The sequence below is a fragment of the Janthinobacterium sp. 1L-D-8-B-C4 genome (assembly GCF_057291295.1).
In genome coordinates, this window is the sequence record NZ_JBXAVX010000020.1 from 75,705 (window position 1) to 96,309 (window position 20,605).

At 64.9% G+C, this 20,605-nt stretch carries 18 protein-coding genes and 1 pseudogene; 4 read left to right on the top strand and 15 right to left on the bottom strand.

All coding sequences use genetic code 11. The annotated features are described in order from the left end of the window. Positions 1–3: 3 nt before the first annotated feature. The 10 genes from AC0Z42_RS26815 to AC0Z42_RS26860 form a co-directional block, all read right to left on the bottom strand. Positions 4–1,359, bottom strand: a complete 1,356-nt coding sequence (locus tag AC0Z42_RS26815; RefSeq protein WP_485471116.1) for a TadA family conjugal transfer-associated ATPase — start codon at positions 1,357–1,359, stop codon at positions 4–6. 31 nt (positions 1,360–1,390) lie between these two features. After that, positions 1,391–2,548, bottom strand: a complete 1,158-nt coding sequence (locus tag AC0Z42_RS26820) for a CpaE/TadZ family protein (RefSeq protein WP_485471117.1) — start codon at positions 2,546–2,548, stop codon at positions 1,391–1,393. A 15-nt stretch (positions 2,549–2,563) separates the two neighbouring features. After that, complete coding sequence (locus AC0Z42_RS26825; protein WP_485471118.1) at positions 2,564–2,851, bottom strand: hypothetical protein; 288 nt, start codon at positions 2,849–2,851, stop codon at positions 2,564–2,566. Positions 2,852–2,860: 9 nt separating this feature from the next. Continuing rightward, positions 2,861–4,309 (bottom strand): type II and III secretion system protein family protein, encoded by a 1,449-nt coding sequence (locus AC0Z42_RS26830; protein ID WP_485471119.1) that lies wholly within the window; start codon positions 4,307–4,309, stop codon positions 2,861–2,863. A gap of 20 nt (positions 4,310–4,329) precedes the next feature. Continuing rightward, positions 4,330–5,184, bottom strand: coding sequence for a Flp pilus assembly protein CpaB (cpaB, locus tag AC0Z42_RS26835; protein WP_485471120.1), 855 nt, complete (start codon positions 5,182–5,184; stop codon positions 4,330–4,332). Continuing rightward, positions 5,181–6,557, bottom strand: a complete 1,377-nt coding sequence (locus tag AC0Z42_RS26840) for a P-loop NTPase and SpoVK domain-containing protein (protein WP_485471164.1) — start codon at positions 6,555–6,557, stop codon at positions 5,181–5,183. The genes cpaB and AC0Z42_RS26840 overlap by 4 nt, the downstream gene beginning before the upstream one ends. A gap of 5 nt (positions 6,558–6,562) precedes the next feature. Next, positions 6,563–7,126 (bottom strand): A24 family peptidase, encoded by a 564-nt coding sequence (locus AC0Z42_RS26845; RefSeq protein WP_485471121.1) that lies wholly within the window; start codon positions 7,124–7,126, stop codon positions 6,563–6,565. Positions 7,127–7,229: 103 nt separating this feature from the next. Beyond that, the gene (locus tag AC0Z42_RS26850) at positions 7,230–7,391 is read right to left on the bottom strand and encodes a Flp family type IVb pilin (RefSeq protein WP_485471122.1); all 162 of its coding nucleotides are present in this window, start codon (positions 7,389–7,391) and stop codon (positions 7,230–7,232) included. 304 nt (positions 7,392–7,695) lie between these two features. Further along, a complete protein-coding gene (locus AC0Z42_RS26855; protein WP_485471123.1) occupies positions 7,696–8,406 on the bottom strand; it encodes a response regulator in 711 nt (236 codons plus the stop codon). 24 nt (positions 8,407–8,430) lie between these two features. Continuing rightward, positions 8,431–10,092 (bottom strand): sensor histidine kinase, encoded by a 1,662-nt coding sequence (locus tag AC0Z42_RS26860; protein WP_485471124.1) that lies wholly within the window; start codon positions 10,090–10,092, stop codon positions 8,431–8,433. A 256-nt stretch (positions 10,093–10,348) separates the two neighbouring features. Between AC0Z42_RS26860 and AC0Z42_RS26865 the strand changes: the two genes are divergently transcribed. Genes AC0Z42_RS26865 through AC0Z42_RS26875 form a run of 3 tightly spaced genes read left to right on the top strand, consistent with a single transcriptional unit; the run spans position 10,349 to position 12,851 of the window. Then, on the top strand, positions 10,349–10,861 hold the full coding sequence (locus AC0Z42_RS26865; RefSeq protein WP_485471125.1) for a TadE family protein: 513 nt from the start codon (positions 10,349–10,351) through the stop codon (positions 10,859–10,861). Further along, positions 10,858–11,475: a TadE/TadG family type IV pilus assembly protein gene (locus AC0Z42_RS26870; protein WP_485471126.1), complete on the top strand. Its 618-nt coding sequence runs from the start codon at positions 10,858–10,860 to the stop codon at positions 11,473–11,475. Before AC0Z42_RS26865 ends, AC0Z42_RS26870 begins: the two co-directional genes overlap by 4 nt. After that, a complete protein-coding gene (locus AC0Z42_RS26875; protein WP_485471127.1) occupies positions 11,475–12,851 on the top strand; it encodes a vWA domain-containing protein in 1,377 nt (458 codons plus the stop codon). The genes AC0Z42_RS26870 and AC0Z42_RS26875 overlap by 1 nt, the downstream gene beginning before the upstream one ends. 11 nt (positions 12,852–12,862) lie before the next feature. Here the strand turns inward: AC0Z42_RS26875 and AC0Z42_RS26880 are convergent, their stop codons facing one another. The 5 genes and pseudogenes from AC0Z42_RS26880 to AC0Z42_RS26900 all read right to left on the bottom strand — a co-directional run. Then, positions 12,863–13,516 (bottom strand): hydrolase, encoded by a 654-nt coding sequence (locus tag AC0Z42_RS26880; RefSeq protein ID WP_485471128.1) that lies wholly within the window; start codon positions 13,514–13,516, stop codon positions 12,863–12,865. A 183-nt stretch (positions 13,517–13,699) separates the two neighbouring features. Next, a complete protein-coding gene (locus AC0Z42_RS26885) occupies positions 13,700–15,811 on the bottom strand; it encodes a TonB-dependent receptor plug domain-containing protein (protein ID WP_485471129.1) in 2,112 nt (703 codons plus the stop codon). 63 nt (positions 15,812–15,874) lie between these two features. Further along, a complete protein-coding gene (locus tag AC0Z42_RS26890; RefSeq protein ID WP_485471130.1) occupies positions 15,875–17,308 on the bottom strand; it encodes a M56 family metallopeptidase in 1,434 nt (477 codons plus the stop codon). A 3-nt stretch (positions 17,309–17,311) separates the two neighbouring features. Then, positions 17,312–17,689: a BlaI/MecI/CopY family transcriptional regulator gene (locus tag AC0Z42_RS26895; protein WP_485471131.1), complete on the bottom strand. Its 378-nt coding sequence runs from the start codon at positions 17,687–17,689 to the stop codon at positions 17,312–17,314. A 97-nt stretch (positions 17,690–17,786) separates the two neighbouring features. After that, positions 17,787–19,043 (bottom strand): annotated as a pseudogene (locus AC0Z42_RS26900) (methyl-accepting chemotaxis protein); the annotation flags it as partial. A 166-nt stretch (positions 19,044–19,209) separates the two neighbouring features. On the opposite strand from AC0Z42_RS26900, the gene AC0Z42_RS26905 reads away from it, so the two are divergent. After that, entirely contained in the window at positions 19,210–20,580 is a 1,371-nt protein-coding gene (locus AC0Z42_RS26905; protein ID WP_485471132.1) for a DEAD/DEAH box helicase, read from the top strand. Positions 20,581–20,605 lie beyond the last annotated feature (25 nt).

Below are 20,605 nucleotides of genomic sequence, written 5' to 3' on the forward strand. Positions count from 1 at the left end.
GCATCACCGTCCGGTCGGCTCGAACAGGGCGCTCGATACGCCGATGCCAAAGCTGTTCAGGCGTTCGAGGAAACGCGGGCGAATGCCGCTGGCCGAAAAATGTCCGACCACCGCGCCGCCCTCGCCCACCCCGGTCTGCTTGAAACTGAAGATTTCCTGCATGGTGATCACCTCGCCTTCCATGCCGGTGATTTCCATGATGGAGGTGACCTTGCGCTTGCCGTCGATCAGGCGCGACACTTGCACCACTACCGACACGGCCGAGCTGATCTGCTGGCGCACGGCCTTGCTGGGCAGGTTGGCCGCCGCCATGCTGATCATGTTTTCAAGGCGCGTGATGGCGTCGCGCGGGGTATTGGCGTGGATGGTCGCCATCGAGCCTTCGTGGCCGGTGTTCATGGCGCCCAGCATGTCGAGCGCTTCGGCGCCGCGCACCTCGCCCAGGATGATGCGGTCGGGCCGCATTCGCAGCGCATTTCTCACCAGCGCGCGCTGGCTCACTTCGCCCTTGCCTTCGATATTCGGCGGCCGCGTTTCCAGGCGCACCACGTGCGGTTGCTGCAGCTGCAACTCGGCCGCGTCTTCCACCGTCACGACGCGCTCGGTGTGGCCGATAAAGCCGGAGATCACATTGAGCATGGTGGTCTTGCCGCTACCGGTGCCGCCCGAGATCAGGATATTCATCTTTGCGCGGCCCAGCCCCTGCAGCACTTCGGCCATTTCGGGCGTCATGCTGTTGTAGGCGACCAGGTCGGCCAGGCGCAGCGGGTCGACCGAAAAACGCCGGATCGACATCACCGGGCCGTCCAGCGCCAGCGGCGGAATGATGGCGTTCACGCGCGAACCGTCGGGCAGGCGCGCGTCGACCATCGGGCTCGATTCATCGATGCGCCGCCCTACCCGCGACACGATCTTGTCGATGATCTTCATCAGATGCGCGTCGTCGTTGAACACCACGTCGGTCAATTCGAGCTTGCCGCGCCGCTCCACATACACCTGCTTGTGGCCGTTGACCAGGATGTCCGACACGCTGGGGTCGGACAGCAAGGTTTCCAGCGGACCGAAGCCCAGCATCTCGTTCTGGATATCGCGCGTCAGGTTCTTGCGCTCGGTGTCGTTGATGACCACCGCTTCTTCTTCGAGCAGGCGCTCGACCAGGCCGCGCAGTTCGTCGCGGATCTGATCCTGCGACAAACGCTGCATGCTTTCCAGGTCGATGCGTTCGAGCAGCAGCGCGTGGATGCGCAGTTTCAGGTCGCGGTAGCCGCGGTTGTCGATCGCCGGCGCGCGCTGCGGCGTCAAAGTGGCGATCTTGCCGCTACCGAGACGGTCGCGGATGGAAAGAGGCGTGGTAGCCATGCTTGGGTTCCTGTACGGTTATCTTGATTGATCAGTCGCGCTGGCGCAGCCGGTCCAGCCAGCTTTTGCGCACCGGTTCCACATGGCCCGACAGGGCCGAAGCGAACTCGCGCAGCGAACGAGTGATCGGGCTGGCCTGGTCGAGCTTGAGGATGGGCACGCCCTGGTTGACCGAGGCGGCAGCCGACGCATAGTGGTTCGGCACGGTACGGTAGATCGCCGTGCCGTAGGCCGCCTCCAGGTCCTGCAGGCGGATTTCGCCGCCCTTGTCATGGCGGTTGACGATCAGGTGCACTTTATCCTTGTCGTATTCGAGCGAGCGGAACATGCCCAGCAGGCGCTTGCCGTCGCGGATATACGGCAAGGTGGTTTGCAGGATCGGGAAGATCATGTCGGCATGATCCAGCGTGCGCACGCTGACGGCGTCAAGGTTGCGGCCCACGTCGAGCACGATGAAGTCGTACTGGCGGCGCGCCAGCTTGATGATGGCGTCGATATGTTCGGGCAGCACTTCGCTGGCGTGGGCCGGATCTTCCGGCGCGGCCAGCACGCTGTAGTTGGGCAAGATCGACAGGGTACTCGAGGCCAGGAAGGACGGGTCGAGCCGGTGGATCTGGTGCGCCACGTCCGACAAGGTGGCGAGCGGTTTATGCTCGGAAACGAACAGCGAAGCGTCGCCGAAGTGCAGGTTCATGTCGATCAGCAGCACGCGCTTGTGGCCGCCCGCAGCCAGCGCATAGCCGAGGTTAGTGGCGATAAAGGTCGCGCCGCTGCCGCCCTTGCACGAAATGAATGCCAGCACCTTGCCGTTGCCGTTGTCGCGCCGCTCCAGCTTTTCTTCGATCCGTTCCAGCGCCGCCTGCAGGCTGGGGCTTGTCACCGGCGAGGGCAGCACTTCGCGCACGCCGGCGCGCATCGCCTGCAGCAAAAATTCAGGCGTGTGCTGCGGGCACAGGGCGATAAAGGCCATGCGCGGATACAGGCTCGACAGGCGCTCGATGGCGGCCAGGTCCGCGCCGTCATTCGACGGCCGGTCGAAGATCAGCACGTCCGGCAACTGGGCCGCCGCATACAACTGCTCGACCGGGCCGGCGCCGGCCTCGACCTCGTCCTCCGGATTGCGCGCGCGCACCAGCCGGGCCAGTTCGGCCAGGATCTTGTCGTCGCGGGAAATGATGGCTATTTTCACGATGAATTCCGTATGCTAGGGCCGCGTGCCCACGCCGATGGTAAAGGCGGCCGGCTGCGGTACCGGCGCGCTGAACGATTTCTGGTAGTTGTCATAGGCGGCGCTGGCCGCCTGGCCATCGATGCCGGACACCGGATCCGTATTGAGACCGGCCTGCGCGTGCAGGGTTTGCTGCGCGCGCAGCACGGCCACGCTGGCGCCAAACTGGCGGTCCAGTCGCGGCGTGGTGCCGCAGGCCGCCAGCGCCAGCGCCAGCATCAGCGGCAAGCAGGCGGCGAGGCGAAACGAAAAAGGTCGCTGCATGGGGTTCTCCTATTTGGCAGGCTGGGCCGGTTGAACTGGCTGGGCCGGCGGCTTGCCTTCCATCTTCCCTTGCAGGAAGAACTCGCCGCGGCTGGGCGCCACATAGGCGTCGGTCGGCAAGGGGAAGTTGCTTTCCAGAGGCTTGACCAGGTGCGGCGTGATCACGAACACCAGTTCGGTGCGGTCAGTCTGGAAGTCGCTGCTGCGAAACAGGGCGCCCAGCACCGGGAGCTCGCCGAGGAAGGGCAAGGCCTTGATATTGGTGGTCACGTTGTTCTTGATCAGGCCGCCGACGGCAAAGCTCTGGCCATCGAACAGCTGCACCGTGGTGGTGGCGCGGCGCGTGGTAAACGCAGGCAACACCGCGCTGCCGCTGGTGCCGCTGGCGGTGATGCCGATGCCTTCGCGGTTCAGTTCCGACACTTCCGGCGCCACTTTCAAATTGATGCGCCCGCCTTCGAGCACGGTCGGCGTGAATTTGACGGCGATGCCGAATTCTTTTTCTTCCAGCGTGATCTTGTTGGTGCCGCTGCTGCTGTCCTGCGCCACCGGAATAAAGATCTTGCCGCCAGCCAGAAAGCTCGCTTCCTGGCCGCTGATGGCCATGATGTTCGGTTCAGCCAGCACTTTCACCAGGCCGTCGCGCTTTTGTGCGTCAAGCGTGAGGAAATTGCCGTTCTTGCCATTGAAGCCGTCGACCACGCCGGGGTTGCCGCTGAGCAGGTTCGACAGCAGGGTATAGGTCCAGTTGCCGCTGGTGGCGCGCGCGCCGATGCTGGCGCCCAGCTGGTCGACCAGGGTTTTCGATACTTCGGCGATCTTTACTTCCAGCATCACCTGCTGCGGCGCCGCCACCGACAGCATATTGATGACCTTGACGCCCGCATTCGCTGCCGCTGGCGCTGCGGCAACCGGCGTCGCGCCAGCCGCCGCTGGCGTGGCGGCCGCAGGCGTGGAAGCTTCGCCAGCGCCACGCTGCGCATACGCCTGCGCCATCGACAAGATCTGGCTGGCCTTGACGGTATCGCTGACCATGCCCGACAGCACGATGGCGCCACCGGCGGCCACTGCCTTGACCTCGGTTTCACGCGGGAACGAAGCTGCCAGCTGGGCCTGCAAGCCGTCGGCGTCGACCTCGACTTCGATATCGACAATCACCGGGCGCTGCTGCTTGTCCCATAAAATCAGATTGGTGCTGCCCGGCGCCACGCCCCAGACATACAGTTCGCTGGCACTGCCCAGCATGCGCGCGCCCGCCACTTTCGGGTCGTTGACGGCGATCTGCGACACCGGCCGGCTCAGGCTGCGCAAGGTCGACTTGCCGACCGCGATGCGGATCGGTGCGCCCAGGCGGGGAATGTCGGCGCCCAGCGCCAGCGGCGCCTCGGCTGCGTGCGCGCCAGCGGCCACCAGCAAGCTGATGCAAACCGGCCCTGCAAAACGTAAAAATAAGCTCATCGATTGTCCCTGGAATATTTTTAAAATTGCTGAACGCTGGTGTCCATGCCCTTGATCACCTTGACGCTGTCGCCGGCCGGTGCGGCCTGCACCGGCGGGCGCGGCGCTCGTGGCGCACGCGGTGCGGCGGCCGCTGCCGGGGCCGGCAACTCGGCCACCGGCGCTGGTGGCGGCAAGCCGAGCAAGGTGGCCTTGGTGGCGCCGGTGGTATTCACGGGCGCCGGATCGACCTGGTTGCGCAGCACCAGCGACAGGGTGCCCACGCTGCGCGCCAGGTCCAGTTTTTCCACCTGGTCGGGCGTCAGTTCCAGGGTCACGGCGTTGACCACTTTGGGCTTGTTGTCGTCGCGGCTGGACTCTTGCGCCACGGCCAGCACCAGTATGCGTTCGAGCACGATCTTGGAAATCGCCTGGCCGCCGCCACCGCCCTTGGCGCTGTCGTCGGTATTGACCAGGATGTCGACGAAATTGCCGGGCAAGGCAAAACCGGCCACGCCGACCACGTCATTGACGCGCACCGTCATGGCGCGCTTGCCGTCGGCAACGATCGACGACAGGCCGCCGGTGGCGCCCGGCGGCGCCAGCTTGCTTTCCAGTACAGGCTCGCCCAGGCTGATATTGGTGCGCGTGATACGCCCTTCGAGCGGCTTGCCGTCGCTGGCCGCACCGGGCGGCAGTTCGCTGGCCGGCCAGTCGATCAGGCGCAGCATCTCGGGCGTGATCTTCACGCCGACGCCGATCTCGGCCGCCGCCACCACCAGCTTCTTGCCGGCGGTGGTGCTCTGGCCGCCCATCCAGCGGGCCGCCACCAGCACGGCTGCGCCGGCCAGCACCAGGGCCAGCAGCAACATGATCAGGGCACGCGTATTTCTCATCTGTTTTCCTCCGACTTCATCAACGTGGTGGCAGCGCGCCGCTGCTGCGGCTGCGCTTGCGGCTGATCCTCCAGCGGGCCTGCACGGCGCATCTCGCTGGCAAAATAATTATTCCAGGCCCACTCCAGCACGGCCTCGTCGAGCACCGGCGCGGCGCCTTCGTAGCGGGCCAGGTCGCGCACCTGGCGCAGCAGGTCGCGCGGATGGCAGGCCAGCAAGGGCACGCGCTGCTGCGCATGGCGCAGCAAGAGCGCGGCAAACCCGGCGGCGTCGAATGGAATCCCGTACACGCCACATGCCTGGCGAAATACCTGTTCGTAACGGGCCTCATTCAGGGCCGGTACTTCGATCTTGTAGCCGAGCCGGCGCAGGAAAGCTGCATCAGACAGGCGCTCGGGCAAGAAGTTCGAGGAAAACACCACCAGCACGTCGAAAGGCACCTGGAAGGTATGTCCATTATGCAATGACAGAAAGTCCGATGCACGGTCCATCGGAACGATCCACCGGTTCATCAGTTCCAGCGGCGAACAACGCTGCCGCCCCAGGTCGTCAATGATGAAAATGCCGTTGTTGGCCTTCAGGTGCTGGGGCGTGCGATACAGCCTGGTCACGCTATCGAAACGCAAGTCAAGCATCTCCAGGGTCAGCTCGCCACCGGTCAATACGGTCGGCCGGCGCAGGCCGCGCACCCAGCGCGCATCCTGCGGCAGGCCGCTGGCCGCTGGCGCCGCTTCCACCAGCGGACGGTGCAGCAAGGGGTCGTGAATCGGCAGTACTTCGCCGTCGACCATGATGGCGTAGGGCAGCGCGATGCCGCCGTCGAGCAAGCCGGCCAGGCGTTCGGCCAGGAAGCTCTTGCCGCTGCCGGCGGCGCCGTGCAGCAACATCGCGCGGCCGGAATTAACGGCGGCGCCCAGCTGGGCCAGTACGCGCGGATCGACCACCACGCCATCGAAATGGCGCAGCAGCGCCTCGCGCGTGACGGGCGTGCCGGCCAGGCTTTGCGCCGCCACCTGCGCATTGTAGGCGGCCAGGGTGACCGGGCAGGCGCCGGCGTAGGCGTTGCGCGCCAGGCAGGCCATGGCGTGCTGGCGGCCACTGTCGGTCAATTGATAATGCAGGTCGGCGTCCAGCCCGCTGCCACCACGCCGGCTCACTTCCAGCAGTTTTTCCTGGCGCAAAAAGGCGATCAGCGGCTCGATCACGCCGGGTCCCAGCTTGCTGTGGTTGGACAGTTCAGGCAGCGGCAACTGGCCGCGCTGGAACAGGATCTTGGCCAGCAGTTCGGACAAAAACAGAAAAGGCAGGCCGGTCTCGTCGACCGTGCGCGGCGCGCGCAGCGTGGCAGGGGCGCCCGTGCCGGCATCAGGCATGGCGTTCAAAACAGCTCCGGCAGCACGCCGATCGACGCCAGCGCCAGGTACAGCACGGTGCCGGCGGCAATCGCGATCGCATACGGCAGCTTGCCGCTGGGTGCGGCCGGCGCGTCGATATCGGGCCGCTGGCCCGTCACGCCGCGCATCAGGCTGCTCAACATCAGGTGATAGCTGTTGCTGGTCATCTGCACCAGGGTGCCGTGATACGCGCTGACCGCCAGCGCCAGCACGCCGCCGGCCAGCAGGCTGGCCAGCATCGCGCCAAGCACGGCTTGCGGACCGATGAAGGCGCCGATGGCGGCCATCAGCTTGACGTCGCCCGCACCCAGGGTTTTCACGGCATACATGGGCATCAGCAAGGCCAGGCCCAGCGTCCAGCCGCCTGCTGCCTGCCACGCGCCCAGCGCGCCCGGCAACGGCAAGGCGTTGCTGGCGACGCCCAGCAGCGCGGCGCCGAACACCAGCCAGTTCGGAATGCGGCGGCTGCGCACATCGTGCCAGATAGCAAGCGAGAGCAGGCAGCACAAGGCCGCCAGCGGCAGGCAGGAAGGGAGGGGAGCGGGCATGGCTTGTCCAGTAAAAGGGAAAGGCATACAAAAATGGCCCGGTGCCAAAGAGGCTGGCCGGACCACTGTTTGCGCGCCGTCAGGCGCGGTGCAGCTGGCGAACTTATTTCAGCAGGTTGCCGATGCGGGTGAAGACGGTGGTCAGGCCACCGGTGACGAAACCGACAGCGGTCACCAGCACGGCGGTTACCAGGGCGGCGATCAGTGCGTATTCGATTGCGGTGACACCATCTTCTTCGGCGATGAAATTTTTGATGAAGTTCATGATAGATCCATTCAGAGTAAGTTTAACAAGAGAGTTTTTTGCTAATACATGCAGGAATTGGATCAATTTTATGGACCCTTGCAGATGGCGGCTCATGCGAACTGGCATTTCACCATCTTCAGCGTTGCCGGCGGAGCATGTTTTACGCTCCTGTGACTTTCCAACAGTCTGGCTGACCCGGTGTGTTTGTTTCCGAGTGCTGATGTAGGTATCTTATAGATGGACCGCTTGATTTACATCAGACAAAAGTACTTTATGGGCAGTACAAAAGGACTTTTCATGCCAGTACATTTGTCCTTGATGTTCAGACAACCGGCTTGTCGAGGCCATGTTTGCCTGCGTACACATACAGTTCCAGCCGGTTGGCGACGTCGAGTTTCTGGTAGATCGTCGTCAGGTGGTTGCGCAAGGTCTGCTCTGAAATAAAGGCGCGCTGGGCGATGGTCTTGTTCAGTGCGCCATTGCCCTCGGCCATCATGGCAATGATCTTGCGTTCCTTCGCCGTCAGCGAGGCGATCTGCGCCGCAATCCTGGCCGCCTGCGGGTCTTGCACGGCAACCGGCGCCGGCCGCGTCATGGCGCCCAGCATGCGTTCGAACAGGGCCGGCTCCAGGCACATTTCACCGCAATGCACGCGCGCAATGGCCGCGATCAGCTGTTCGGCCGAGGCTTCCTTGCCCACCACGCCGCGCGCGCCGTTGCGCACCGCGCGGCACAATTCATCCTGGTCGCGCGTGCCGCTGAACATCAGGGCGCGCGCGGCGCCGCCGGCCAGCAGCGCCGGCAGGAAATCGACCGAGCTGACGCCGCCGAGGTCGATATCGAGCAAGGCCACGTCCGGGCGCAGCTGCGCCGCCATCGCCAGCGCGGCGTCGATATCGCCGGCGCAGCCGACCACGCGCATGGCCGGCTGGGCGCCGGCCAGCAGCTTTTCCAGTCCCCACAGCATGGTCTTGTGATCGTCGACCAGCATCACGCGGATGGCGCTGTCCTGCAAGAGCGTTTCCTGTTCCATGATTTTCTCCTTGTTGCCTGTTCCTTATACAGGAATTGCCACCGACACTTTCGTTATCCCGGCGCTGCCGTCCACCTGCACGCTGCCGCCCAGGGCCATTGCCCGCTCCGTGATCGACATCGGCGTAAAGTGAGCGGTAGCGTCCTGGCGCTCGTTTTCCATCACGATGGTCAGCATGCCGTCGCGGCTGGCCAAGGTGATGCGGCCGCTGCGCGTGGTGGTGTGCTTGCGCATATTGCTCATGCCCTCATTGACGATCTGGAACACTTCGGCCGCCAGGCGGTCGCTGAGCGCCAGCACGCCGTCGACCACGATGACGATGTCGACGCCGAAGAATTTCTGGATCTGCGCCGCCTGGCGCTTCAGGGCCAGCAGCAGCTCGGCCTCTTCGGGCGCCGCGCCGGTACGCAGCGACTGCGCCATCTGGCGCAAGTCGCCGATCACCTGGCCGCTCATGTCGATCAGCTTGTCGAGTTCACCCACCAGCGGATTGTCTGGCGTGGCGCTGTTGCGCAGCGCGCTCAGGCCGTGCCGCAAACCGATATACGGCTGGATGGTCGTGTCATGCAGGTCACGCGCGATTTTTTGCCGCTCGCGGTAGGCCGCGCCGGAGGCCAGGCGGTCGACCAGTTCGATATTTTCTATCATTGGAAACACCTGGGCCACGATCTGCAGCAGGAAGCGGGCGTCAGCGCGCGCATAGCGCTGGCGCGTCGCACAAAGGTAGATGCGCCCCTCGCCTTTGCGCAGCGGCAACGGCACGCTGATGAAGGAGCTGCCATCGAGCAGTTCGGCCAGGCCGGCGCCAAGCTGCTTGTCGAGCGCCTGCCAGTGCGCGCCATCGCGGTCGACGCCTTGCAGGCAGGCCGCCAGGCCCAGGCGCGCGCGCAGCGAGGGCGCGAACAACAAGCTCTGGCCCGCGTCAAACGCCATCAATGGCGCCACGCCGGCGGCGCCCATCACCGTGCTGCGCGGCGCGGCGCCAGGAGTCGCCGTGCGCAGCAGCCACTGTTCGCCGGCCTCATGCATGATCAGGATGCAGCTGTCGGCCTGGAAAAAGCGGCGCATCTTTTCCAGGATCGTGTCGAGCGTATGGTCGACCCCGAAGCGGGGATTCGATTGCTGGCTGACATCGTGCAACAACGCCAGGCGGCGCTTCTGCAGCAGGCCCAGGCCACCCCAGTAGGCGATCATGTAGCCCAGCGCCATGACGAAGGTCACGCGCAGCAGCAGGAACGGCAGGTTCACCGGGCCGCCCGTCAGTGCGCCGGCCGCCAGCAGCAGCGACGAGGCCAGGGTGATGCGCGCGCCCAGCGCCAGGCCGTGCTGGAACGACGAGGTCAGGATGGCAAAAAAGAAAAACGGAAAAAAATAACTGTCGCCGCCGCCAGTGCACAGCACGATCAGGAAGGACCAGACCACGTCGAGCCAGTAAATCAGCTGGCCATGCGAAAAAGGCTGCTCAAAATGGGCCAGCAGGAACAGCACCACGCTGTGCACCACGTACAGCGCCATCACCGACCAGGTCAGGTGGCCAGGCACGCCCATGTCACCCGGGTTGACGAACAGGGTCAGCAGGGCAGTCACGGCCAGCAGCAGCCGCATGCCCGAAATCATGGCGACATCGGCGCTGCTGGGCGCGGGAAACGCGCCGTTTTCGGCAGGCTGCAAGTGCGTGAGCATCATGGAAATCTTGTTATGTGGGTGCTACTGTTGAGGAGCGGGCCTGCCATGCGGCAGCAGTGCCACTGCCATCATAGTCGGGTTCGGCCGCGGGCCGGCAGCATACCCGAGAGCTGACCTGAAAGCAACACTATTATATTGAAAGCAACTATATTTCCGACTATTGCGGCATAAAGCAATATAGAATAAAAAGAGGCGTACCGCCAACACGCCCGGCTCCGGCGGCTTTCCCGGGCAAAAAATCACACCGGATACTGTCATGACTCCTCCCCTGCCAACGGCACGCCGGCGCCGCGGTCCGCGCGGCACGCTGGCCCAGCGCGGCGCCACCATCGTCGAATTCGCCATCATCGCACCTGCTTTCCTGATGCTGATGATAGGCGTGATCGAACTGAGCATGGTGTATTTCGCCAACCTGACGATGCAGCACGCGGTGCGCGAGGGCGCGCGCTATGCGGTCACCGGCCAGAGCAATCTCGACCCGAATACCTCGAGCCAGCAGCGCTACCAGGCGGTGATGCAAAAGATCAAGGACAGCTCGATGGGCATGTACGACAAGGTCGGGCCGCCAACGGTGTCGGTCACCAATGTCAGCGGCGGGGCCAACAGCGGCGCCGGCATGTTCGGCAACCCGGGCGATATCGTCGTCATATCGCTCGATTGCAACTGGCCATTGGTGACGCCGATGATGGCGGCGTTCTTCAACAACGGCAAGGCGCATTTCGTGGTGGCCGCGACCATGCGCAATGAAAGCTTCAGCGGCAGCATATGACCCGACACCCTCTTTCCCGCCAGCGGCGCAGGTACGCAAGCGGCATCGCCGCCGTCGAATTTGCCATCGTGCTGCCGCTGCTGGTGATCCTGCTGCTGATGGTGGTCGACCTGTCGCGCGCGATCCAGGCCAAGATCATCCTGCTCAATATCAGCCGCGAAGGCGCCAACCTGGCGTCGCGCTCGACGGCCGATCTGTCCGGTTCGAGCCAGACCATCATGGATGCATTGGCCGCCACCACGCCGCCGCTGGACATGAACAAGCGCGGCATGATCTACATTACCAAGATCATGGGCTACACGGCCAAGAGCGGACTGCGCAACATCGTGCTGGAACAATACCGCTGGAACGCCGGTGCGAAAACCAGCGGCTACCAGCCGGCCAGCCAGGTCTGGAGCTGTTCCAGCTGGGACAGCGCCGGCACCTGCAGCGGCATCGGCAAGGGCGAAAGCGCGCCAGTGGTGACGCTGATGAAGGGCCAGCTGGCCGATGGCGAACTGATTTATTCGGTCGAGACGTTCTACAATTTCGACCTGGTGTTCGGCGCCGCGCGGCTGACCGACGCCACCTTGCCGGCACTCGGCCCCAACCTGTACTCGATGACGGTATTCTGATGCGCGCCACTCCCTCTTTCATCCGGCAACGGCAAGGCGGCCATGTGCTGCTGCTGGTCGCCCTGTCGGCCATCATGCTGATCGCCGCCGTCGGCCTGGCGATCGATTCGGGCCTGGGCTACCTGGTCAAGGCGAAACTGAATGCGGCCGTCGATTCGGCCAGCCTGGCGGCCGCGCGCGGCGTGACCCTGGGCGACAACCAAACCATGCAGGCGGCCAATGCGCGCCAGGCCGCGCGCGAATTTTTCGACGTCAATTATCCCGACAAATACCTGCTCTCCACGCCGGTGCTCAACCCGGTCGGCGTGACGTTCGACAAGGGCACGGTGACGGTCGACGTGACAGCCACGGCGTCGCTGCCGGTGTCGCTGATGGGCATCCTGGGCTTCAAGACGCTGGACGTGGCGGCCAGCGCGCAAACCATCCGCAAGGATCTCGACATGGTGCTGGTGATGGATACCTCGGGTTCGCTGAGCCCGAATGCGGCAGCGGTGCGCGCGGCCGGCGTATCGTTCCTGAACAAATTCAATACCACGGTAGACCGGGTCGGCCTGCTGCATTTCGCCACCGGAGTGCAGGTCGATTTGCCGATCAAGCCGGTCAACCGGGGCTTCGACCGCACCGTGGCCACCAGCGCCGTCAATCTGTACAGTTTTACAGGCGGCACCAATTCCTCGGAAGGCATGTGGCAGGCGCGCAACCAGCTCAACAGCATCGACCAGGTCAACCGCTCCAGCCTGCGCGTGATCGTGTTTTTCTCGGACGGCTCGCCAGCCGCGTTTTCTTCCTACTTTTTCCCCGCGACCAGCGGCAACTGCAGGACGCCCGGTTCGATCGCCACCCTGACCGACAAACCGGGCTCGGCCTCGCCCCTGCGCGGCCTGTACCGCATGGACCAGACCGACACGGAACTGGCGCCGACCACCTACTGCGATGTCGACAATCTGACCACCCTGCCCGCCTGGTACAACCCGCACAACCCGGCGGCGCAGGCCAATGACACGGCGCTGCGCGAATTTCCCATCGTCACCACCACGCCGCGCGTGGTCACCAGTTCGCTGGCCACGCCGCTGCTGGAATGGACCAATGTGCACCGCGCTTCGCGCAACCTGGCCGAAGCGGTGGCAGCCAAGGCGCGCCAGGAAGGCATTTTCGTCTTCACCCTCGGCATGGGTGCCTCGCTGACGACGGCGGAAGGGCCGGACAATGAAAAAGGCGAAGACCTGCTGCGCTGCATGGCCAATACACTGGACGCCAAAAGCAGCTGCCGCAAGCCGGCCGAGACGTCCGGCCTGTACTGCTATGCGGCCACCGAGAGCGACCTCAGCCCGTGCTTTACGCGCCTGGCTTCGGCGATACTGCGCATCTCGAAATAACGGCTGCAGGTTCAATGACCTTCACTGGCGTTGAACATGGTTTTTGCATAAATGAGCCCCAGGCCGTAGCCGCCGCCATGCGCCACGGCGGTAGCCACGGTTTCATTGTAGGTCTCGCCACGGGCCCAGTCGCGCTGCAGTTCCAGCAGGTATTGCACTGACGTCATTGGCTGGGCGCCGGCCTGTATCATGCGCTGCATCGCCATCTGGTGCGCTTCGTCGGACACGTCGCCGCTGGCGTCGGCAATCACATACACTTCAAAACCCTGTTCCAGGGCCGACAGCGCCGGGCCGACGATGCATACCGACGTCCACAAGCCGGCCAGCACGATCTTGGCCTTGCCGTGGGCGTTGACGCGCTCGGCGATGCGCACATCTTCCCAGGTATTCATGCTGGTGCGGTCGATCGGCGCCAGGTCGGGAAACACCGACTGGATTTCACTGAAGACCGGGCCGGAGAACGATTTTTCGGCCACCGTCGTCAGGATTGTCAGCACCTTGAATTCGGCGGCCGCCTTCGACACCAGCGCCGCGTTATTGCGCAGCAAGGCCAGGTCGATCGAGCGGGTGGCAAACGCCATCTGCGACTGGTGGTCGATCATGATCAGGGTGTGGTCGTTCGGGGTCAGCAGTTTTTGAGCGGCTTGGGCGGTGGCGATAGGCATGATGGTTTCCTTTAAATGGTCGAAAAATTTGAATGTGTTAAAACTTGATCTGTCGTGCTTGATTTCCCTGCTGCGCTTCTGTGTGCCGGGCTAGTGCTGTGCAGTATGCGGGACGAAATGAAAAAGTTAAAACGCAAAGTTTGCCAAGTAATGTTCGATTTTTTCGATGATTGATTTCAAGCGCTACCAAGCCCCTTCCAGCATCACGCGCAGGGTGCGGTAGCTGCCCTTCGTCACGCTGCGCAGCATGCTGCCGGCGCCATCGTCGTAACGGCTGCGTGTGACCTCGCCTTGTCCCAGCAGGTTGGCACCGGACACGCGCAGGCGCAGCCGCTCGCTCCATTTCCATAGCGCATACAGATCGAGGTCACGCTTGACGCCGGCATACGCAAGCAAGGCGGCCGAGGTGCGCGAGTACCGCCCCGCCTGGTAACTGACACTGCCGCCGACCGACAGCGGCAGGCGTGCCAGCCGGTAATCAAAGCCTGCGCTGGCGCTCCACGGCAGCTGGCTGTCCAGGCGATTGTCGGGGCCGGGTACGCCGCTCACGCGCGACCAGTTGCGCGCCAGGCTGGCCCGCACATCGAGCGCACCGAACGGCAGTTTGGCTTCCAGTTCCAGCCCGCGCACCAGCGCATTGCCGCCATTGACGGGCGATGCCAACCAGCGCCCGTCAAGCAGGGCCAGCTGGTCGTGCATCACGCCCTTGACACGCCGCAGCGAACCGCTCACGCCCAGCAGCGCGCCCTTGGCCGGATAATATTCCCAGGCAGCTTCCAGCCCCCAGGCCAGCTCCGGGCGCAGCGCCGGATTGCCCTGGTTGTCCGGATTGGTGGCGCTGTTGCCGCTGTCGACCGTGTAGCGGCGCGGGATCAGCTCGAAGATTTCGGGCGCTTTATAAGTACGCGTGACGGCCAGGCGCAGCTGGTCTTCGCGGCCCAGCTGCCACCGGCTTTGCAGCAGCGGGCTCCACACTTGCGAGCGCACGTCCACCGGAACGCCATCGCCGGCGCGGCTGGCCGTGCGCAAGCCTTCCCAGCGCAGACCCAGGTACAGCGACCAGCGCGTTGAAACAGTCCATTCGTCCTGCGCATACAGGGCGAACCGCGTGGCGGTGGCAGCATAGTCTTCGTCCGACAGCTCGGGTGCCTCATCGAGCCCGAACTGGCGTTCGCGGCGAAAGTCCGCGCGCCGGCGCCGTCCCGTATCCCAGCCGGCGGCCAGCAGATGGTGCTGGCCCAGTGGCAGCCGGTAGCTGCCGCTGAAGGTAGCGCCCACATCGTCGACACCGGAGTCGACCAGGTGGGTCGCGCGCAGCACGCGATTCGTACCAGCGCCCTCGAACACAAAATCGTTGGCGCGGTGGTTGTATTGCAGGCCCAGCTTGAGGTCCAGACTGGCGCCAGCGTCCAGCTTGCGCAGCCAGTGCAGGTCGCTTTGCAACGTGCTGCTATCCTGGTCGAAGTCGCTGTGATTGTCGGGATAGTTGCTGTTGCCGCCAACATATGCCGTTTCCAGGCCCCGGTGACGCGTCGCCATGCGCTTGAAACTGACCAGGCTCTGCCAGGCCAGGCTGCCTTCGTTCGCCAGCGTCCAGGTCAGGCGCGGCGCCAGTTCCAGTGCGTTGACGCCCACCGTTTCGCGCTGCGGTGTGTGGCGCAGCACGGTGGTATTGCCGTCGATATCGAGGCTGCGGTTCCACTCGTCGATATCATGCTCGCGCGCCGTGCGGCTCAGCGTGCCGGCCAGCACATACGACAGCGTTTCCTGCTGGCCCGACCATTGCACTGTGGCGCTGCCGGCGTTGACGCCATGGCTGTTTGATGCGCCCAGCTTGAGCTCGCGCTGCGGCTTTGCAGCCGCCTTTTTCAGCACGATATTGATGGACCCGGCGATCGCCTGCGTGGAAAACTCGGCCGTGGCGGCGCGCCGGATCTCGACCCGCTCGACCAGTTCCGGGTCCATGCTGTCGAGCGCAAAGCCGGCGGGCACCTGCACGCCGTCGAGCATGACAAGGGTATAGCCCTGGCCCAAACCACGTAGCTGGATCTGGCTTTGCCCGGCGCCCGCTGCCGCGCCGACGGTGATGCCGGGCAGGCGCTTGAGCACGTCAAGCAGGGCGCGGTCACCCTGGCGTATCAGTTCGTCGTGGCCGACGATCATGCTTGAGACCGTGTCGTTGCGGCGCTGTTCGAGCTTGCCGGCGCTGATGGTGACCGAGGGAACAACATCGTCGGCGCGCACGGCGGCCGGCCATGGCAGCGCGAGGCTGCATAGCAGTATGGTGTAACGCATGGGGATTCCTGGAGGTGGTGGTACCGGCCCGTGACCCCGGGCCGGCATGTCGAAGACGCGAATTCAGTAGCCGAATTGCTCCTTGCGCATGCGCAGGGAGCGCGCGGTGGCGTTGGCGTCGAGGCCGGCCAGCCACTGCTGCGGGTCCTGCAGGCGCCCGTTGCGGCTCACCTGGAAATGCAGGTGCGGTCCCGTCGCCAGGCCGGTATCGCCCACCGTGCCGATGGCCTGCCCGGCCGTGACGGCCATGCCGGTGGTCAGCGTGACCCGGTCCAGATGGGCGTACAGCGACTCGATGCCGCCGCCATGGTCGATGCGCACGGCCTTGCCCAGGCGCGCATCTTCGCTGACGCTGGCGATGCCGTCGGCCGCAGCATGCACCGGCGTGCCGCGCCGGGCGCCCAGGTCGATGCCGCGATGGCCTTGTGGCGTCATCTGGCGCACCACGCCAAAGAAGCCGGTGACGCGCATGGTGTCGAGCGGATTGCGCCAGGCAGCTGGCGCCGTGGCTGGCGCAGTCGCAGTGAGCACGGCGGCAGGCGTGGCCGCTACCGACCAGGCCAGCGCCGGCTGCAGCGCCAGGCTGGCCGCGCCGATGGCGCACAAGGCCAGCGCCGTCAGCGCGCGCAGCAGCGGATGCAGGCGCGCCTGACCGTCACGCAGATGGCTCAAGCGTTCCGCCATGCGGCCACCGCCAAAAGCCAGTCCCGGCAGTGGCTGCGCCTGCAGGCCCAGTTGTTTGACCAGCGCCGCCGCATACTGCTGGCGCTCGCGCTGGGGACGACCGGCCAGCACCTGGCGGTCGCAACCGAGTTCCTGCGCCCAGGCCAGCTTGCCGGCCAGCCAGCGCGCGGCCGGATTGAACCACAGCAGCGCCTGCAGCAGGGTCGCCAACAAGAGCATCAGCGGGTCGCGGCGGCGGGCATGCGTCAGCTCATGGGCAATCACCAGTTGCTGCTGTTCCGGCGTGAACTGCGCCAGGTGCGCCGGCAACAGCAAGCGCGGCCGCCACACACCAACCAGCATCGGCGAAATCGGCGCGTCCACTTCCAGCACCTCGACGCCATGCAGCCGGCGCCGCTGCGCCAGCGCCAGCAAGGTGCGCAACATGGCGCGGCCACGCTGCCAGCGCCAGGCCGTGACGGCGACGCCCAGCAGATAGACCAGGCCCCAGGCGGGGGGCACCAGCGCCAGCCAGGAGGCAGCGGACGGCAGCCCGGCGGCTGGCGCGTCCATGACCAGCGGCACCTCGGGCGCGGCACCGGCCAACGCCACCGGCACGCTCAGTTCGGGCACCACGCTCAGCTGCCGGGTATCGGGCAGCAGCGGCAGCACGAATGCGGCGGCCAGCACCAGCAGCGCGAACAGCCAGACGCCGCGCTGGGCCGCCAGCGCAGGCCAGCGCCGTTGCGCCAGGCTCAGCAAGCACCACAGCAGCAGGCCGGTGACAAGGCAGGCGGCGCTGGCCTGCAGCAGGGTCAAGAACATCATCGGCATGGCTTATTCCTTCCCGTCACTGGGCCAGTCCTGCAGCAGTTGTTCCAGCTGCGCCAGTTCTTGCTGGTCGACCAGTTTGCTGCCGGTAAACATGGTCACCGGCATTGGGCTGTCGAGCTCCATCACGCGCCGCCCGAAATCATGGGCAAACGCGGCCAGGGTGGCCACCTTGTCGGCGCCGGTTTCATACACCAGCACGCCGTGCTCGCTGCGCTGCACCAGCAGGCCTTTTTCCAGCATGCGCTCGACCGTCTTGCGGGTCGACGAAAACGACCAGCCCAGTTCGGCTTCCACCTTGGCGTGCAGCGCGCGCGCCGACAACGGCTGGCCTTTCCACAGGGCTTTCAATAACGTCAGTTCGGTAACGGAGGGCGTGGCCATGGGACTCCTTGCAGTAGTGTGTGCAACGATTATGCGACAACTGTCACATGCTGTGCAAGCAGTTTCTGCGACAAGTGTCACACGATTTTTATTTGCCTTAGAATTCTTCCCATTCATCTTCGCCGGGACGCGGCTTGCCGGCCGGCGCATGCACCGGCGCACGGACAGCGGCACGCACACGGACAGTCGCCGGCGCGGCCGCTGCCGCCTGGTCCTGCATGGCTTCGGCGGCGGTCGCCGCCTGTTCCACCAGCGAGGTGTTCTGCTGGGTCACCTGGTCCATCTGGACGATCGCCTGGTTGACCTGCTCGATGCCGGCGCGCTGCTCGTCGCTGGCAGCCGCTATTTGCCCGACGATGCTGCTGACCTGGCGCACGCTGTCGACGATCTCGCGCATGGTGGTGCCGGCCTCGTCGACCAGGCGCGCGCCGCTTTCCATCTGCGCCACCGAATCGTTGATCAGTTCCTTGATTTCGCGCGCCGCCTGGCTTGATCGCTGCGCCAGGTTGCGCACTTCGGTGGCCACCACCGCGAAGCCACGGCCCTGTTCGCCCGCGCGCGCCGCTTCGACCGCCGCGTTCAGGGCCAGGATATTGGTTTGAAAGGCGATGCCGTCGATCACGCCGATGATGTCGACGATCTTGCGCGACGACGCATTGATCGAGCCCATGGTGTCGACCACCTGCGCCACCACGGCGCCGCCCTTGCCCGCCACCGTCGAGGCCGACGCGGCGAGGCCATTGGCTTGCTGCGCGCTATGGGCGTTTTGCTGCACCGTGCTGGTCAACTCTTCCATCGACGACGCCGTTTCTTCGAGCGAACTGGCCTGCTGCTCGGTACGCGACGACAGATCGAGGTTGCCGGCGGCGATCTGGCGCGAGGCGGTGGCGATGCTGTCGGTGCCGCCGCGCACTTCGGTGACGATGCGCAGCAGGCTGGCCGTCATGTCGCGCAGCGCCTGCAGCAATTCGCCAGTTTCATCTTTTGATTTCACCTCGGCGCGCACCGTCAGGTCGCCCTCGGCCACCTGGCGCGCCACCTCGATGGCCGAGTGCAGCGGCCGGCTGATATTGCGCGCCAGCCACATCGCGATCATCGCCGCCAGCAGCATCGTCAGGGCGCCACCACCGAGCAGCACCCAGCGCGTCTGCGCCTGCAGCGACGCCGCCGTGCTGCTGCGCGCGGCCAGCAAGGTTGCTTCGGCCTCGCCGATTTGCGCCAGCAGCGCGCGCATGGCGTCCATGCCCTGCTTGCCCTTGCCCTGACGTTCCAGCGCGAGTACCGGTTCGATCTCCGCCGTGCCCTGCGCCGCCGCCCGCCGCAGGGCGATCACCGGATCGAGCGCGCCACTCAGGCAATGCTTGATCTGAATCAGTTACAGCGCTTTTTCTGCATGCTGTTATACTTCGCGGGTGCGGCACATATGACCAGTCCCCTTGCCGCTGTCTTTCGACCCTAATCTGATTGCCTGCGACTGGCGCCTCACGATGGCGACAGGCCGATCTCACAATAAAGTTACCATGTCCTTTTCCTCCCTCGGATTGTCCGACGCTATCGTTCGTGCCGTTACCGAACACGGCTACACCGTACCGACCCCGATCCAGACCCAGGCGATTCCAGCCGTGCTGGCTGGCGGCGACCTGCTGGCCGGCGCACAAACCGGCACCGGCAAGACCGCCGGCTTTACCCTGCCCGTGCTGCACCGTTTGTCGACCGACGCCAATGGCGCGGCCATCACCAGCAACAGCTCGACTCGCCCGATCCGCGCGCTGATCCTGGCGCCGACGCGCGAACTGGCCGCCCAGGTCGAAGAAAGCGTGCGCGCCTACAGCAAGTACACCAAGCTGAACTCGACCGTGATTTTCGGCGGCGTCGGCATCAACCCGCAAATCAAGCAGCTGAAACACGGCGTCGACATCCTGGTCGCCACGCCGGGCCGCTTGCTCGACCATATGGGCCAGGGCACGGTCGACCTGTCGAAAGTGGAAATCCTGATCCTCGACGAAGCCGACCGCATGCTCGACATGGGCTTTATCCGCGACATCAAGAAAGTGCTGGCCGTGCTGCCGCCGAAACGCCAGAACCTGCTGTTCTCGGCCACCTTCTCGGAAGAAATCAAGGCCCTGGCCGATGGCCTGCTGAACAAGCCGGCCATGATCGAAGTGGCGCGCCGCAATTCGACCGTCGAAGTGATCAAGCAGAAGATCCATCCGGTCGACCGCGACAAGAAACACCCGATGCTGTCCTACCTGATCAAGTCGAACAACTGGACCCAGGTGCTGGTATTTACCCGCACCAAGCACGGCGCCAACAAGCTCGTCGAGCAACTGGGCGCAGACGGCATCGGCGCGCTGGCGATCCACGGCAACAAGAGCCAGTCGGCACGCACGCGCGCGCTGAGCGAGTTCAAGGACGGCACCCTGCAAGTGCTGGTGGCCACCGACATCGCCGCGCGCGGCATCGATATCGACCAGCTGCCGCACGTCGTCAACTACGACCTGCCGAACATTCCGGAAGATTATGTGCACCGTATCGGCCGTACCGGCCGCGCCGGCGCCAAGGGCGAAGCGGTGTCGCTGGTCTGCGTGGATGAGCACGAAATGTTGAAAGACATCGAAAAGCTGATCAAGCAAACGCTGCCGCGCGAAGTCATCGAAGGCTTCGAGCCGGACCTGAACGCCCGCGCCCAGCCTGTGCAATTGCGCAGCGGCACCGGCGGCCACCGCAACAACAGCCGCGCGCCAGCCGGCGCCGTGGTACGTGTGAAAACCGGCGGCAGCGGCGCCAAGCCACGCAGCGCCGGCCCATCGGGCGGCGGTGGCGGCGGCAACCGTTCCGGCAACGCGCCGCGTTCGGCAGCGAACCACCGTTCGGGCGGCCGCGGCCGCTAAGGCACGGCAAGCTCCTTTCAAAAAC

Excerpts from the sequence above, each read along its gene's own strand:
- AC0Z42_RS26825 (WP_485471118.1), bottom strand. The coding sequence starts at position 2,851 with ATGCAGCGACCTTTTTCGTTTCGCCTCGCCGCCTGCTTGCCGCTGATG.
- AC0Z42_RS26830 (WP_485471119.1), bottom strand. The coding sequence starts at position 4,309 with ATGAGCTTATTTTTACGTTTTGCAGGGCCGGTTTGCATCAGCTTGCTG.
- AC0Z42_RS26855 (WP_485471123.1), bottom strand. The coding sequence starts at position 8,406 with ATGGAACAGGAAACGCTCTTGCAGGACAGCGCCATCCGCGTGATGCTG.
- AC0Z42_RS26850 (WP_485471122.1), bottom strand. The coding sequence starts at position 7,391 with ATGAACTTCATCAAAAATTTCATCGCCGAAGAAGATGGTGTCACCGCA.
- AC0Z42_RS26860 (WP_485471124.1), bottom strand. The coding sequence starts at position 10,092 with ATGATGCTCACGCACTTGCAGCCTGCCGAAAACGGCGCGTTTCCCGCG.
- cpaB (WP_485471120.1), bottom strand. The coding sequence starts at position 5,184 with ATGAGAAATACGCGTGCCCTGATCATGTTGCTGCTGGCCCTGGTGCTG.
- AC0Z42_RS26870 (WP_485471126.1), top strand. The coding sequence starts at position 10,858 with ATGACCCGACACCCTCTTTCCCGCCAGCGGCGCAGGTACGCAAGCGGC.
- AC0Z42_RS26815 (WP_485471116.1), bottom strand. The coding sequence starts at position 1,359 with ATGGCTACCACGCCTCTTTCCATCCGCGACCGTCTCGGTAGCGGCAAG.
- AC0Z42_RS26840 (WP_485471164.1), bottom strand. The coding sequence starts at position 6,557 with ATGCCTGATGCCGGCACGGGCGCCCCTGCCACGCTGCGCGCGCCGCGC.
- AC0Z42_RS26880 (WP_485471128.1), bottom strand. The coding sequence starts at position 13,516 with ATGCCTATCGCCACCGCCCAAGCCGCTCAAAAACTGCTGACCCCGAAC.
- AC0Z42_RS26905 (WP_485471132.1), top strand. The coding sequence starts at position 19,210 with ATGTCCTTTTCCTCCCTCGGATTGTCCGACGCTATCGTTCGTGCCGTT.
- AC0Z42_RS26845 (WP_485471121.1), bottom strand. The coding sequence starts at position 7,126 with ATGCCCGCTCCCCTCCCTTCCTGCCTGCCGCTGGCGGCCTTGTGCTGC.
- AC0Z42_RS26885 (WP_485471129.1), bottom strand. The coding sequence starts at position 15,811 with ATGCGTTACACCATACTGCTATGCAGCCTCGCGCTGCCATGGCCGGCC.
- AC0Z42_RS26890 (WP_485471130.1), bottom strand. The coding sequence starts at position 17,308 with ATGCCGATGATGTTCTTGACCCTGCTGCAGGCCAGCGCCGCCTGCCTT.
- AC0Z42_RS26865 (WP_485471125.1), top strand. The coding sequence starts at position 10,349 with ATGACTCCTCCCCTGCCAACGGCACGCCGGCGCCGCGGTCCGCGCGGC.
- AC0Z42_RS26895 (WP_485471131.1), bottom strand. The coding sequence starts at position 17,689 with ATGGCCACGCCCTCCGTTACCGAACTGACGTTATTGAAAGCCCTGTGG.
- AC0Z42_RS26875 (WP_485471127.1), top strand. The coding sequence starts at position 11,475 with ATGCGCGCCACTCCCTCTTTCATCCGGCAACGGCAAGGCGGCCATGTG.